The 14,133-nt window shown below is 63.3% G+C and carries 12 protein-coding genes; all 12 read right to left on the bottom strand.

Going from position 1 to position 14,133, the window contains the following annotated elements; all coding sequences use genetic code 11:
• Positions 1-264, bottom strand: a 264-nt coding sequence (locus IQ26_RS16245; protein WP_145718963.1) for a transposase, incomplete at its 3' end; no start/stop codon positions are given.
• A gap of 40 nt (positions 265-304) precedes the next feature.
• Complete coding sequence (locus tag IQ26_RS16240; RefSeq protein WP_145718961.1) at positions 305-1,009, bottom strand: TrmH family RNA methyltransferase; 705 nt, start codon at positions 1,007-1,009, stop codon at positions 305-307.
• A 145-nt stretch (positions 1,010-1,154) separates the two neighbouring features.
• Positions 1,155-2,576 (bottom strand): S8 family serine peptidase, encoded by a 1,422-nt coding sequence (locus IQ26_RS16235; protein WP_167522687.1) that lies wholly within the window; start codon positions 2,574-2,576, stop codon positions 1,155-1,157.
• Between the two features lie 139 nt (positions 2,577-2,715).
• Positions 2,716-3,384, bottom strand: coding sequence for an anti-sigma factor (locus IQ26_RS16230; RefSeq protein WP_145718957.1), 669 nt, complete (start codon positions 3,382-3,384; stop codon positions 2,716-2,718).
• Entirely contained in the window at positions 3,381-3,947 is a 567-nt protein-coding gene (locus tag IQ26_RS16225) for a sigma-70 family RNA polymerase sigma factor (protein WP_145718955.1), read from the bottom strand. The genes IQ26_RS16230 and IQ26_RS16225 overlap by 4 nt, the downstream gene beginning before the upstream one ends.
• A gap of 281 nt (positions 3,948-4,228) precedes the next feature.
• Complete coding sequence (locus IQ26_RS16220) at positions 4,229-5,068, bottom strand: alkaline phosphatase family protein (protein WP_145718953.1); 840 nt, start codon at positions 5,066-5,068, stop codon at positions 4,229-4,231.
• A gap of 93 nt (positions 5,069-5,161) precedes the next feature.
• Positions 5,162-6,751, bottom strand: a complete 1,590-nt coding sequence (locus tag IQ26_RS16215; RefSeq protein ID WP_145718951.1) for an ABC transporter substrate-binding protein — start codon at positions 6,749-6,751, stop codon at positions 5,162-5,164.
• Between the two features lie 138 nt (positions 6,752-6,889).
• Positions 6,890-8,545: an ABC transporter ATP-binding protein gene (locus IQ26_RS16210; protein ID WP_145718949.1), complete on the bottom strand. Its 1,656-nt coding sequence runs from the start codon at positions 8,543-8,545 to the stop codon at positions 6,890-6,892.
• The gene (locus tag IQ26_RS16205; protein ID WP_145718947.1) at positions 8,545-9,369 is read right to left on the bottom strand and encodes an ABC transporter permease; all 825 of its coding nucleotides are present in this window, start codon (positions 9,367-9,369) and stop codon (positions 8,545-8,547) included. The genes IQ26_RS16210 and IQ26_RS16205 overlap by 1 nt, the downstream gene beginning before the upstream one ends.
• Positions 9,370-9,378: 9 nt before the next feature.
• On the bottom strand, positions 9,379-10,338 hold the full coding sequence (locus tag IQ26_RS16200) for an ABC transporter permease (RefSeq protein WP_145718945.1): 960 nt from the start codon (positions 10,336-10,338) through the stop codon (positions 9,379-9,381).
• Between the two features lie 16 nt (positions 10,339-10,354).
• On the bottom strand, positions 10,355-11,944 hold the full coding sequence (locus IQ26_RS16195) for an ABC transporter substrate-binding protein (RefSeq protein ID WP_145718943.1): 1,590 nt from the start codon (positions 11,942-11,944) through the stop codon (positions 10,355-10,357).
• A 156-nt stretch (positions 11,945-12,100) separates the two neighbouring features.
• On the bottom strand, positions 12,101-14,086 hold the full coding sequence (locus IQ26_RS16190) for a CocE/NonD family hydrolase (RefSeq protein WP_145718941.1): 1,986 nt from the start codon (positions 14,084-14,086) through the stop codon (positions 12,101-12,103).
• Positions 14,087-14,133: the final 47 nt, after the last annotated feature.

The following is a 14,133-nucleotide window of genomic DNA, read 5'->3' as shown; positions in this document are numbered from 1 at the left end:
GGCCAGGTTCAGATGTACCTCCTCGCACAGCCGGCGCTCCGAGCGGATGCCGAAGCAATAGCCGACGATCAGCATGCGGATCAGCAGCTCAGGGTCGATCGAGGGACGGCCGATCGGGCTGTAGAAGGGCGCCAGATGCTGGCGGATGGCGGAAAGGTCGACGAAGCGGTCGATCGCTCTGAGCAGGTGATCCGCCGGCACATGCCGCTCCAGGCTGAAGCCGTAAAACAGCTCCTCCTGCATCACACTTTGCTCGCCCATCATCGACTCAATCTCCTCTTACGACGAAGATTGAATCAGTGCTTCAGGGCTGCTGCAACCCGGACTTTTTCAACACAATCGACCCGTTGCAGACTTTGGCCGAACTGGCCTTGGGGGGGGGAACGGTTGGCAATGGGGTTGAGCGCTCCCCCTTTCGGTCGCGCCGCCTGTACTTGCTTTGATATTCGCGCCTCTGCTTTGTGACTTCGTACAAAACGATCCCTGAGCTTGTTCCGAGGTTAAGGCTTTCGATCATACCGAACATCGGAACGCAGACGCACATCTCGCTTCTTTCGACGGCCAGATCGCTGATGCCGATAGCTTCGCTGCCGAACCAGACTGCGAGTTTGGCGTGGGCGGTGTAGTCGCCTTCGTGAAGGAAAATGCTGGCCTTGCCTTTCACATGAGGCGACGTAACGATCGACTTGAATCCTTTTCTTTCGAGATGGTCAAAGCACTCATCGGTGCTGTCAAAGCGCTTTACAAACGTCCATTTCACCGCGGAGACAGAGGTCTTTGAAACCGATCTCCGATCGCGCAAAGCCTGCCAGTCGTCAGGCAGGGATCGGCGAGGGTCGACTACATAAACTTTCTCGACACCCAAGGCATTCACATTCCGGATCACCGTTCCAATATTCTTCACATCAGTCGGATTCTCCAAGACGGCGATCAGATGTTTGCAGCGAAACGGCTTAATTTCATCGGCACGCTTGCGGGCCGATTTCTTCGATTCAGCTTTTTCTTCCATGGCCACCTCGAACGCTTCCCTAACGGTGAATGCCTGTTTTGCTAGTCCAATGCAATCAGGAGATGCTAAATGCGGAACGGAGCGTCGTCCGCATTCCGCCCATCTGCGGCAACGAGTTTTGACCTTAATGCATATTGCCCAAAACTCACTCTTCCGCCGCTTCGGCCGCTTTGGCGTCCAACAGCCCGTAGCCGAAATCATTGTCCCGCCCCTCGGGGCCGAGATCCCTGGCGGTGTCAGCCAGTGCCTTCTCCACATTGTCGGCGGAACGGTCAGGCGCCGCATGCAACAGATTGGCGATTGCACCAGTCACGATCGCCGCGGCAAACGAGGTGCCGGTGACCACGTCCGAGCCGGCCCCGCTGGGCGCCACCATCTCGACGCCGGGGGCGGAGAGGAAGACGTAGGGGCCGCGATTGGCCTGCTGCATCAGCCCGTCCTTCGCATCGGTGGCGGTCACCGCGATGACGCCGTCGAAGGCGGCCGGGTAGCCGTAAGGTGCCTTCGGCCCGTTATTCCCGGCGGCGGCGACCAGCACGATGCCCAAGGCGCGAGCATTGCGGCAGGCGACGCCGAGCAGGTCGTTCTTCGGGCCGACAAAGCTCATATTGATGATGCGGACATCTTGGCTTGCCGCCCAGTCGAGCGCCGCAAGGATGACGTCCATGCTCGACTTGCCGCCCTCGAAGGCGCGGGCGTGATAGATCCTGGCGCCCGGCGCCATGCCTTTGAGCGCGCCGACGCCGGCGATCAGGCCGTCGATCGAGGTGCCGTGGTCGCGCGCCTCGATCGGCACGTCGGGCATGGCGTCGAACTGATCGGCGATGACGCCGGAGAGCGCCGGATTGGTGTCGTCGATGGCGGTGTCGATGACGGCGACGCGTACATTCTCGCCGCTAGCCTCTTTCGAATCGAGGGCGATGCGCTCAAAGGCATAGTTGACGATGGCCGTCGCCTGCTGCAGCGAGTAGATATGGTTGGGCTCGCGCCGCGTGGTGCGGCCGTCGGCGGCAAGCTGCGCCAGCACGACGCCTACCGGGCGGCCATCGGGAATGCCGTAGCGCACCAGCGTGGTGCCGAGCAGCTGGGACTGGCGCTGCGAGCGCACCTCGAGGCCGAAGGAGGCGGCGATCTGCTGGACGGCGTCGCCGTCCACCGTCACCAGCACCTCGTCGGGCACGAAATCACCGACGACGGCGCGCGGCGGCTCGGTCGCGACGAGATCGGAGGGCGAAACGATCGGACCGCCTGGGGCTGCGGCCTGTATCGCTGCCGCATCGGCAGGCGAGGCCGGCGGCGGCAACGCATCGCTGGCCGGATCGCGGCGCGGATCGGGCGTCGGCAACGGAGCCTGGCCGCCACCAACCGGATTGGGGAACAGGTCGACGATCAGCGCGGGAAGAAAGACCGCGCCTGTCGCGGCGGAATCCGCACCGTCGCTGCCATCCTTAGTTTCGTCCTCGGCGCAGTCGGCCGCCGCCGTCGCCCGGTTGAGGCAGTCGATTTCCGCCTGGGTGCGGTTCGGATCATTGCTCTGCGCCAAGGCAGGCGCGGCCGCGATAGTCATCGCCGCCCCAAGGAGCGCCGCAAATCCAATGACCGCCCTGGAGCGCTTTGCGTTTTGGTGGAACCAAAACCGCGCTCCGGGTCTTTGTTCTAACGCATTTTGTCGGGCGCCAAACGAAGATTTTTGGCTGCAAAATGCTCTAGCCGCCATCAACCGGTTTCCTTCCCTCGACCACAGCTTCCGCGAATGGCTGGGCGGCAATAAGGCCGAGCACCTTTTCATAGTCGGCCGCGGTCGTGGCCGGGATGCCAAGGCGGAAAACGCCTTCAGCGGTCGGCCCGCCGGCGATCTTCAACTGGTTTTCGCCGAGAAAGACGGCAATGTCGGCCATCTTCGCATCCGGCTTGAATTTCACCAGCGCGAACGGCATTTTCGCCAGATCGCCCTGCTGGCCGGCAACTTCGAAATCGCCGTCCATGCCGCCGGGCTGCTCAAACGACTGCACCACGACAAGCGCCAGCAGAGCGGCGGCCGCGGCCCAGGCGACGCCGGCGGGCACCGCCATGAAGCGGCCCCACGCCTGCGCCAGCCAGGACGATGCCGCAGGCTGGCGCACAGGGCCGGCCTCGGCGTCTAGCGCCCGGGCGAAGCGGCCGAGCGCATCGGCCGGCGGGCGGATCGCCTCATTGGCGGCAGCGGTGCCGGAGAACTCGGCCTCGGCCTCGCCGAGTGCGGCAAGTGCTGCCGGGTCGGAGGCCAGCCATTCCTCGATGGCTTCGAGTTCCGCACCTTCCAGCGAGCCGTTCAGATAGAACGGCAGCAGCGTCTCCATTTCGTCGCGGCGCGACATCTTTTCAGCGGCGCTCATGGCCACCCCCTGTCGTAACCGGCGGCCTTGAGGGCCTCGCCGAGTTTCTTGCGGGCGTAGAACATCCTGGTCTTGACCGTGGCGACCGGAATGCCAAGCACCTCGCCGATCTCGGTCACCGACTGTCCGTGGTAATAGGCAAGGTCGATCACCGTTCGGTGTTCTTCCGGCAAGGCATCGACGAAACGCCGCAAGGCGGCGCCCTTGTCTTCCTTCATGGTGACGACTTCCGGCGTGTCGGCGCTGTCTGGCACCTGCGCCGCGTCATTGTCGTCGATCCAGTCTTCCTTTTTCTTGCGCAGCGACGACAGCGCCTTGAAGCGGGCGATGCCGAGCAGCCATGTCGAGACTTCCGAGCGCCCCTCGAAGCCGGGTGCCTGGCGCCAGAGTTCGAGAAACACCTCGTTCGCGATATCGTCGGCCATCATTTCCGATCCCGTCTGGCGGACCACGAAGCGGTAGACCCGCGCGTGGTGGCGCATGAACAGGAGCCGCACGGCGGCACGGTCGCCCTTCGCGACCCGGCTGACAAGCGCGCGATCGGTCTCCGTCGCTGCCGTCATGGCCGGTCGAGCCGCCTGGCTCTTGTCTGCTCTGTCGCCGATCGGCCCAAAAAGGTTCACCGCTTTCCGCCCGGAATTTTCTGAAAGCTAACCGAAGAGCGGCAGCGTTGCCAGAGGGGTGTCTTCTCCCCGTGTCTATACGGGGAGAAGGTCCCGGCAGGGGGATGAGGGGCGGCGCCAGCGCTGGCTGTTCACATTGAACGTTCGCGCTGCCCCTCACCCTTACCCTCTCCTCGTAAGGGACGGGGAGAGGGGGACGCGAACGTTGGTGGTCGCCTCCCTCAGCCCAGGAACGGCTTGGCCTTCATCGTTGCCGGCACCGGTACACCAAGGCTTTTCAGCACGGTCGGCGCAAGCTGCAACTGGTCGAGCAGCATGTCGGCCTCCGGCCCCTTGCCCGGTCCAAAATAATAGAGCGCAAAATCCTGCATCTCGTCGTCATGGCCGCCATGATGGCCGCGATCGGTCTGGCCATGATCGGCGGTGACGATCACCTCGTAGCCGGCTTCCCGCCAGCGCGGCAGGAAGGCGGCGAGCATGCCGTCCATCGCATAGACGGCATGGTCCATCTCATGGCAGTCATGACCGAAGCGGTGGCCCATCGAGTCCAGCGTGCAGGTGTGCAGGATGCCGTAGTCGATGCCGTGGCGCCTGGTCAGCATGGTCAGCGTCGCGAACAGGTCGACGTCGCTCGGCGTCATCTGGTTCCTGGCATTGTAGCCGGTCATGGTGTGGAAACGGCCGTGCGTGATCGGCCCGCCCGGCTCGTCGAACTCCATGTCCTCGACCAGATCGAACGGATAGGCCCGGAAGAATTCGGACCAGTAGGAATGGGTGACCGCGCCCGTCTTGCCGCCGGCCTTGCTGACTTCGGAGAAGATGTCCGGTTGCTCGACGCGGAACCGGTTCTCGTTGGACAATATGCCATGCACCTGCGGCGCGACGCCGGTGTGGATCGAGGCATAGCAGCAGGCCGAGGTCGACGGCAGCACGGAGCGCATCTTCCAGACGCGCGCCTCGCCCGATAGCACCCAGCCTTCGAGATTGCCCATCAGCCGGCGCCAGTTGCGATAAGGCACGCCGTCGAGGATGATGAGCAAAAGTTTTGTATCGAGCGCCATGGGCCGCTCCATGCGATTTGGCTGTTGAGATTGGAGCGCCGTGTGTCGCTTGGGCCCACGGCGCTCTAGAAGTCGTATCAGACGGATCGGATGCTAGGCATTGAGCCAGCACTCGTTGAGCGCATAGCCATCCATCATCTCGCCGTTAGGGTTCTTGACATAGCCGCTGATCTTGTTGCTGGCGGCGGCATCGATGAATTGGTTGAAGAAGGGCACGATCAATCCGCCCTCGTCGCGCATCAGCACCGCCATGTCGTGATAGATCGCCTTGCGCTTGGCCTGGTCGAGCTCGGCACGTGCGGTAAACAGCATCTTGTCGAACTCCGGCCGCTTGAAGCGCGTATCGTTCCAGTCGGCGGTGGAGACATAGCCGGTGGAGTACATCTGGTCCTGCGTGGCCCGCCCACCCCAGTAGGACAGCGAGAAGGGCTGCTTGTTCCAGACCTCGGACCAGTAGCCGTCGCCGGGCTCGCGCTTGATCTCGATCTTGATGCCGGCCTTGGCGCAGGACTGCTGGTAGAGCTGGGCGGCATCGACGGCGCCCGGGAAGGCGACGTCGGAGGTGCGCAGCAGGACTGAGCCAATGTGACCCGATTTCTTGTAAAGCGCGGCGGCCTTTTCCGGATCGAACTTGCGCTGCTCGATATCGGTCGAGAACAGCGGATAGGCTTCGTTGATCGGGAAGTCGTTGCCGGCCGAACCATAGCCGCGCAGGATCTTCTCCAGCAGTTCGTCGCGATCCATGGCGAGCTTCAGCGCCATCCTGAGGTCGTTGTTGTCGAAGGGTGCGGTGTCGCAGAACATGTTGAACGGGTAATACCCTCTGCCAGCGACGTTCTCGATGGTCACACCGGCGATGCGCTTGACCAGATCCACCACCTTCGGCTCGACACGGTTGATCATATGGACCTGGCCGCCCTGCAGGGCAGCAAGCCGCGCCGTTGCGTCGTTGATGACGATGATCTCGATTTGATCGGCATGGCCGGCCTTGTCGCCCCGCCAGTAATTGGCGAAACGCTCGCCGCCATGGCGGACGCCCGGCTGGTTGACTGTGACTTTGTAAGGGCCGGCGCTGATGCCGGCATTCGGATCGTCCTTGCCGCCGTTCGGCTGGATGACGAGGTGGTAGTCGGCCATCAGATAGGGAAAATCGGCATCGGCGTCGCCAAGAGCGACGATCACTTCGTTGCCGCTTGCCTTGACCGCCTTGATGTTCTTCAGGATGCCGAGCGCGCCCGACTTCGATTTCTCGTCGGCATGGCGTTCGATGGTAGCCGCGATGTCCTCAGCGGTGACGGTCTTGCCATTGTGGAACTCGATGCCGTCGCGCACCTTGATCGTCCAGGTCTTAGCGTCCGAGGACGCGCCGATCTCCTCGGCGATGAGGTTCTCCACGCCGCCGTCGGGCTTCAAGCGGACAAGAAACTCGCCCCATTGCTTGCAGAAGCTGAACGTGACCTGGCTGAGGTTCAGCGCCGGATCGAGACTGTTGGTCGATTCGCCGCCTTGCAGGCCGGCCTTGATCGTGCCGCCTTTCACTGGCGTCTGGGCGAAGGCTTTGCCGGCCAGCGTCGACGCCAGCGCCGCCGATACGCCAAGGGCTGCGGCGCGGCCGAGGAAGCCGCGGCGTGATATCCGGCCCTTTCCGGCAAGGTCCGCGAGATGGTCGAGTTCAGTCGTCATTGTCCAAGTCCCCTTTTCACGAAGAACAGCTTTTGCACGGGCGGCGCCCGTTCGCGCTGATCCTCTTCGCGCCGCGTTTCATCCGCATGACGGAAGCAAGGTTTGTTGCGCTTTTCGGGCCGCAATATCGCGAGCTGCCTAATTCCCCGCGCTGGCCATGCGCCGTCCCTTGATCGCCTTTTCCAGCCAGCCGATCTCCATTTCGGGGACGGAGGACAAGAGAAGGTCGGTATAAGCGTCGAAGGGGGGCGTCAGCACCTGGCTCTTCGCGCCGTAGCGCACCACCTCGCCGCGATACATCACCGCGATCGAATCGGCGATCGACTTCACCGTCGCGAGATCGTGGGTGATGAACAGATAGGCGACGTTTTCCTCCTTCTGCAGCTCGAGCAGCAGCTCAAGGATGCCGTGGGCCACCAGCGGGTCGAGCGCCGAGGTCACCTCGTCGCAGATGATCAGCTTCGGCTTGGCGGCGAGCGAGCGGGCGATGCAGACGCGCTGCTTCTGGCCGCCGGAAAGCTCGGCCGGGTAGCGGTCGATGAAACCCTTGCCCATCTCGATCTTGTCGAGCAGTTCGGCGACGCGGGCGTCGCGTTGCCTTCCGCGCAGCCCGAAATAGAATTCGAGCGGCCGGCCAATGATGGTGCCGACGGTTTGGCGCGGATTCATCGCCACGTCGGCCATCTGGTAGATCATCTGCAACTGGCGCAGATCCTCCTTCGGCCGGTCGGCGAGCCGGTTGGCGAGCGGACGCCCATCGAAGGTGACGGTGCCCTCTTCGGGCGGCAAGAGGCCGGTTACGGCGCGCGCCAGCGTCGACTTGCCCGAACCGGACTCGCCGACGACCGCCAGCGTCTGGCCCGGGTAAATATCGACCGAGACGTTCTTCAGCACCTTGATATGGCTGCGGCCATAGGCGGCGGTGATGTTCTTGACCGACAGGAACGGTGTCGTGCCGGGCTTCTGCTCCTGGTGCTCGATCTCATGCACGGACACCAGCGCATTGGTATACTCCTGGCGCGGTTCCTTGATGATCTGGCGAGTGCCGCCCCATTCGACCAGCCGTCCATGGCGCAGCACCATGATCTCGTCCGACACCTGGGCGACGACGGCAAGGTCGTGGGTGATGTAGAGCGCTGCGACATGGGTGTCGCGGATGGCGTCCTTGATCGCCGCCAGCACGTCGATCTGCGTCGTCACGTCGAGCGCTGTGGTCGGCTCGTCGAAGACGATCAGGTCGGGTTCGGAACAGAGCGCCATCGCCGTCATCACGCGCTGCAGCTGACCGCCCGACACCTGGTGGGGAAAGCGTTCGCCGATGCTTTCCGGGTTAGGCAAGCTGAGCTTCTTGAACAGCGCGACTGCGCGCTTTTCGGCCGCGGCGCGTGTCGCCGTGCCGTGCAGCAGCGTCGCCTCGACCACCTGGTCCATCAGTCTGTGCGCCGGGTTGAAAGCCGCCGCCGCCGATTGCGCGACATAGCAGACTTCGCGGCCGCGCAACTTGCGAAAGCCCTCCTTGCCGCCCTTGAGGATGTCGCGGCCGTTTAGGATGACCTCGCCGCCGGTGATGCGAACGCCGCCGCGGCCATAGCCCATCGCAGACAAGCCGATGGTCGACTTGCCGGCGCCGGACTCGCCGATCAGGCCGAGCACCTTGCCCTTCTCGAGCGTCAGCGAGACGTCGTGGACAAGCGTGATATTCTTCGGCGGCTCGCCCGGCGGGTAGACCGTCGCCTCGATGCGCAAATTGCGGATGTCGAGCAGGATGTCGGACTTCGGTTGCTTGTCAGCCATTACCCTCGTCCTCCCTTCAGGCTTGTCGTGCGGTTGAGCACCCAGTCGGCAACCAGATTGACCGAGATCGCCAGCGCTGCGATCGCCGCTGCCGGGATGAGTGCGGCCGCGATGCCGAAAACGATGCCGTCCTTGTTCTCCTTGACCATGCCGCCCCAGTCGGCGTCCGGCGGCTGCACGCCGAGGCCGAGGAAGGACAGCGTCGACAGGAACAGCACGGCATAGATGAAGCGGAGGCCGAGTTCCGAGACCAGCGGCGACAACGCATTGGGCAGGATCTCGCGGAAGATGATCCACACGCTGCCCTCGCCGCGCAGCTTGGCCGCCTCGACGAAATCCATGACGTTGATGTCGACGGCGACCGCGCGCGACAGGCGATAGACGCGGGTCGAATCGAGAATACCCATCACCAGGATCAGCGTCACCAGATTGGACGGCAGCACCGAGAGCACGACGAGGCCCATGATCAGCGTCGGGATCGACATCAGGAGATCGACAAGACGCGACAAAAGCGTGTCGAACCAGCCGCCGAAAACCGCCGCCGAGAAACCGAGGATGGCACCGAGCGAGAAGGATAGCGCGGTGGCCAGCACCGCGATGAACAGGGTGATACGGGCACCGTAGATCATGCGCGAAAGAAGGTCGCGGCCCAGATTGTCGGTGCCCAGCCAGTGCGCCGCCGACATCGGCCCCCAGACATCGCCGACGATCTCGCCATTGCCGTATGGCGCGATCCACGGCGCGAATATCGCCGCCAGCACGAACAATGCCGTCAGCACCAGGCCGATCAGCGCGGGGATGGGGATGCGTTTTATGTCGAGCATGCCCGCTCCCTATTTCGGGTGTCTGAGGCGCGGATTGGCGATAATCGCCGCTATGTCCGCAATGATGTTCAGGCTGATGTATACGGCGGCGAAGATCAGGCCGACCGCCTGCACCACCGGCACGTCGCGCTTGGTGACGTGGTCGACCAGATATTGCCCCATGCCCGGATAGACGAAGATCACCTCGACCACGACGACGCCGACGATCAGGTAGGCGAGGTTGAGCATGACGACGTTGATGATCGGCGCGATCGCATTGGGAAAGGCGTGCCTGCGAATGACGGCGAATGCCGAAAGCCCCTTGAGCTCCGCCGTCTCGACATAGGCCGACTGCATGACGTTTAGGATCGCGGCGCGCGTCATGCGCATCATGTGGGCGAGCACCACCAGTGTCAGTGCCGCCGCCGGCAGCATGATCGCCTGCATGCGCTCGCCGAATGGCATTCCGTCATAGACCGTCGAGATACCGGGGAAGATCTGGTACTTCACGGCAAAGAAATAGACGAGCACGTAGCCAATGAAGAACTCGGGAAACGACGTCGAGGCGAGCGCCAGTCCGGAGATCAGTTTGTCGACCCAGCCATTGCGGTAACGCACGGCGATCAAGCCGAGGATGATCGCCAGCGGCACGGCCACGGCCGCCGCCCAGAAGGCGAGGAACAGCGTGTTCCACAACCGCCCCTTGATCGACGTCGCAATATCCTGTCCGCTCGACATCGCGGTGCCGAGATCGCCGGTCACGACGCCGCCGAGCCAGCGGAAATAGCGGATAAAGGCCGGGTCGTTGAGGCCGAGCTGCTCGCGCAGATTGGCAAGCGACTCCGGCGTCGCCGACTGTCCGAGGATGGCTTGCGCGACGTCGCCGGGCAGGATCTGGGTGCCGGCGAAAATCAGGACCGATACGGCCAACAGCAGGAGGATGCCCAGCGCAATGCGCTGGGCCACCAGTTTCACGATGGGTGAGGACATATCCGCAAGGCCGGGCTCAGGCTTCGAGCCAGCACTTTGCCAGAGCGTATCCGTTCATCAGCTCCTGATGCGGATCGTCGACCCAGCCGGCGACCTTGGCACCCGTCGCGTCGATGAACTGGTTGAACATCGGCAGGATCAGGCCGCCCTCGTCGCGGACGAGCATCGCCATGTCGCGATACATCGCCTTGCGCTTGTCGTTGTCGAGCTCGGCGCGCGCCGCCAGCACCATCTTGTCGAAATCCGGACGCAGGAAACGCGTGTCGTTCCAGTCCGCCGTCGACAGATAGGCGGTCGAATACATCTGGTCCTGCGTCGAGCGGCCGCCCCAGTAGGAAGCGGAGAAGGGCTGCTTGTTCCAGACTTCCGACCAGTAGCCGTCGCCCGGTTCGCGCTTGACCTCCAGAGTGATGCCGGCCTTGGCAGCGCTCTGCTGGAAGAGTTGCGCGGCATCGACGGCGCCGGGGAAGGCAACATCCGATGTCCTGAGCAGGATGGCGCCGTCATGGCCGGACTTCTTGTAGTAGAACTTGGCCTTGTCGGGATCGTATGTGCGCTGCTCGATGTCATCGGAAAACAGCGGATAGGCCGAGTTGATCGGGAAGTCGTTGCCGAGCGAGCCGTAACCTCTGAGGATCTTGTCGAGCATCTCCTCGCGGTTGATCGCCAGCTTCAGCGCCGTGCGCAGATCGTTGTTGTCGAACGGCGCCGTGTTGCAGTGCATGATGAAGACGTAGTGGCCGGGGCCGGCATGGTTGCGGATGGTGACGCCGGGCAGGCGCTTGATCAGATCGACGATCTTCGGCTCGACGCGGTTGATCATGTTGACCTGGCCGCCCTGCAGGGCCGACGTGCGCGCCGTGGCGTCGTTGATGACGATGATCTCGATCTGGTCGGCGTGGCCCATCTTGTCGGCCTGCCAGTAATTGGCAAACCGCTCGCCGCCATGGCGGACGCCGGGCTCGTTGGTGGTGATCTTGTAGGGCCCGGCCGAGATGCCGGCATCGGCCCCGTCCTTGCCGCCATTGGGCTGGACGATCAAATGGTAGTCGCTGAGCAGATAGGGCAGGTCGGCATTGGGTTCCTTCAGCGTCAGCACCACTTCCTTGCCGCTGGCCTTGATGCTCTCTATGCCCTTCATGTAGCCGAGCGCGCCGGACTTCGACTTCTCGTCCGAATGGCGTTCGAGCGTGGCTGCCACGTCCTCGGCGGTCACCGTCTTGCCGTTGTGGAATTCGACGCCGTCGCGGATCTTCAGCGTCCACACCTTGGCATCGTCAGACGAGCCGATCTCCTCGGCGATGCGGTTCTCGAGATTGCCCTCCGGGGAAAGCTCGACGATCAGTTCGCCCCACATCTTGCCGAAGGCGAACGGTACCTGGGTCATGAACAGGGCCGGATCGAGGCTGTTGGTGGACTCGCCGCCGACCAGGCCGGCCTTCAGTATACCGCCCTTGACCGGGCCAGCGGCGCGCGCCGCACTTGAAAGCAGCGAGTTGGCGAAGGTTGCGGTGACGCCGAGCGCTGCCGCCCGGCCGAGAAAATCACGACGGCTGAGTTTGCCGGAAGCGACGCGGAGGCTGAGAAATTCCAGTTCGTTTGACATGTTGAGTTCCTCACTCTGTATGGTTCGACCTTGTGGCCGTTCTTCTCGTTTCTTGTGAGGAGAATAATGACCGCAAGGGAAAGCCGTAAGCAAGGCCGAATGCGACATGCCGTGGCGTAAATCGTACGTCGCAATTGGACCAATTCCCATAAGCGCTCAAAGCAGCGCGCGCGGGATTATCTCCTCGAAATTGCGCTCGAAAACTAGGTTTTCGCCTTCATACGCCTCGATTCTGGCGCTAACCATGAAGTTTTCCGCGTCGGACCGCATTTCGGCTGACGTTTCGGATCGCACCGACCATCCATTTCGCGACAGCGTTTGCGTCCAGTGCGTCTTGCCCGACGCTGACAGCGGATTGTCAGGATGGATCGCCCATGTCTCGCGGGCGATGCTGCCATTGGCAAGACCGTGCTCCAGATCGCGCACCTCGCCAAAATCGTCGGTGATGGAAAGCGTGATCGTCCCGGTCTTTTCGTCGCGATCGACATGACGCTCGGAATTGGCGGCGCGGATCGTTTCGGTTGCCCAGGGCGCGGCTGCCTCGGGCGTGGGGAACGTGACTTCGTCGCCTTGCGCAAGCGGGCGCAGCGGCACCATCAACGTCGCTGCCGACAGCTCGAGCCGAACCGGTTCCGGCGATGGCCAGATCATCGGCCAGTAGGCGTTCGAAACGGCAATGCGCAGGCGGTGTCCGGCCGGCACGCGATAGGCGCATTGGTCGAGCACGACCCGGGCGGTGACGGTTTCGCCCGGCACAAGCGCTTGCGGGAATTCGTGCGAGGTGCGGTGCGTCAGGTTGAGCACGCCGTAGGAGATCAGCTCCGACGCGCCGTCGGGGTGCACATCGCACAGCCGGATCGCGATGTTCGCTTGAGGCCGGTCCGACGAAACCCTGACCAGCACTTCCGGCGCGCCGACGATGTCGATCGCCTCGGTTAGCACCGGCTGGTCGAAACACACCGATAGTGCATCGTCGGGGCGCTGATCGCCCGGCAGCTCCGGGCCGAAAGTGAAGGGAAAATATTCGCCGCCGGTAAGGCCGCAGCTTTGCGGCGAAGCGACGATCGCCGGCTTGCGGCCTTCAGGGATCAGTTCGATCACTTGCGTCGTGATGTTCGGTGACGGCCACTCTTGTTCCGCGACCCAGCGGCCCGGCCGCCCCGGATGCCAGCGCGCCGGGCGCACGCTGTCCATCGCATAGGCGCGGTAGGCCGGCTCGGCCTCGACGCCGGTATCGATGCCCTTCAGCCAGCGATCCCACCAGCGCAAGGCTTCCTGCAGGAAACCGATGGCGGGCTTGGGTGCGGCGTAATGCGGGTATTTGTGAATCCAGGGACCGACGATGCCCTTGACCGGGGCCTCGATATTGCTGACGAGGTGGGAAATGGTGTTGCGATAGCCATCATGCCAGCCGCCGATCGACAGCACGGCGGCTTGGATGGCGGAATAGTCCTCGCAGATAGAGCCGCGCTTCCAGTAGGCGTCGCGGTGCGGGTGCTTGAGCCACAGCGGCGCCAGGAAAGGCTGGTTCTCCAATCGGGTCAGCCACAGGTCGCGCCATCTGTTGTCGCCGGCCAGCAGCGGGTCCGGCGGCCGCGACGAATAGGACAGCATGGTCGAGGCCCAGCCGAAGTTCTCGATCAGCAGGCAGCCGCCCTTGTAGTGGATGTCGTCGGCATAGCGGTCGACGGTCGAGCACAGGCTGATCACCGCTTTCAGCGCCGGCGGCCGCTTGGCCGCCACCTGCAGGCAATTGAAGCCGCCCCAGGAGATGCCCATCATGCCGACATTGCCGTTGCACCAGGGCTGCGCCGCCGCCCAGGCGATCACGTCGCAGGCGTCCTGCAATTCCTGCTCGGAATATTCGTCATCCATCAGCCCTTCGGAATCGCCATTGCCGCGCATATCGACGCGGATCGAGGCATAGCCGTGGCCGGCGAAATAGGGATGCGTCAGCTGATCGCGAAAGATCGTGCCGTCGCGCTTGCGATAGGGCAGGTGTTCGAGGATCGCCGGCACCGGATCGTCGCCGGCGTCCTCCGGCATCCACACCCGCGCCGACAGCCGGCAGCCGTCCGGCATGACGATGGCCATATCAGGAAATTCGACGACCTTGCGAGGAAATTCGGTGACGGTTTTCATGCGGGGCTCCTAGCTGACCGCATGATGGAGCCCAAGTCTGCCGCGTC

Origin of the sequence: Mesorhizobium tianshanense, from assembly GCF_007830515.1 — a bacterium.
In the GTDB taxonomy this organism is placed as follows: domain Bacteria; phylum Pseudomonadota; class Alphaproteobacteria; order Rhizobiales; family Rhizobiaceae; genus Mesorhizobium; species Mesorhizobium tianshanense.
Note: the sequence above shows the minus strand (reverse complement) of the source record. Positions and strands in the feature narration are given on the sequence as shown.

Excerpts from the sequence above, each read along its gene's own strand:
- IQ26_RS16240 (WP_145718961.1), bottom strand. The coding sequence starts at position 1,009 with ATGGAAGAAAAAGCTGAATCGAAGAAATCGGCCCGCAAGCGTGCCGAT.
- IQ26_RS16215 (WP_145718951.1), bottom strand. The coding sequence starts at position 6,751 with ATGACGACTGAACTCGACCATCTCGCGGACCTTGCCGGAAAGGGCCGG.
- IQ26_RS16195 (WP_145718943.1), bottom strand. The coding sequence starts at position 11,944 with ATGTCAAACGAACTGGAATTTCTCAGCCTCCGCGTCGCTTCCGGCAAA.
- IQ26_RS16190 (WP_145718941.1), bottom strand. The coding sequence starts at position 14,086 with ATGAAAACCGTCACCGAATTTCCTCGCAAGGTCGTCGAATTTCCTGAT.
- IQ26_RS16225 (WP_145718955.1), bottom strand. The coding sequence starts at position 3,947 with ATGACGGCAGCGACGGAGACCGATCGCGCGCTTGTCAGCCGGGTCGCG.
- IQ26_RS16210 (WP_145718949.1), bottom strand. The coding sequence starts at position 8,545 with ATGGCTGACAAGCAACCGAAGTCCGACATCCTGCTCGACATCCGCAAT.
- IQ26_RS16205 (WP_145718947.1), bottom strand. The coding sequence starts at position 9,369 with ATGCTCGACATAAAACGCATCCCCATCCCCGCGCTGATCGGCCTGGTG.
- IQ26_RS16200 (WP_145718945.1), bottom strand. The coding sequence starts at position 10,338 with ATGTCCTCACCCATCGTGAAACTGGTGGCCCAGCGCATTGCGCTGGGC.
- IQ26_RS16230 (WP_145718957.1), bottom strand. The coding sequence starts at position 3,384 with ATGAGCGCCGCTGAAAAGATGTCGCGCCGCGACGAAATGGAGACGCTG.
- IQ26_RS16220 (WP_145718953.1), bottom strand. The coding sequence starts at position 5,068 with ATGGCGCTCGATACAAAACTTTTGCTCATCATCCTCGACGGCGTGCCT.
- IQ26_RS16235 (WP_167522687.1), bottom strand. The coding sequence starts at position 2,576 with ATGACTATCGCGGCCGCGCCTGCCTTGGCGCAGAGCAATGATCCGAAC.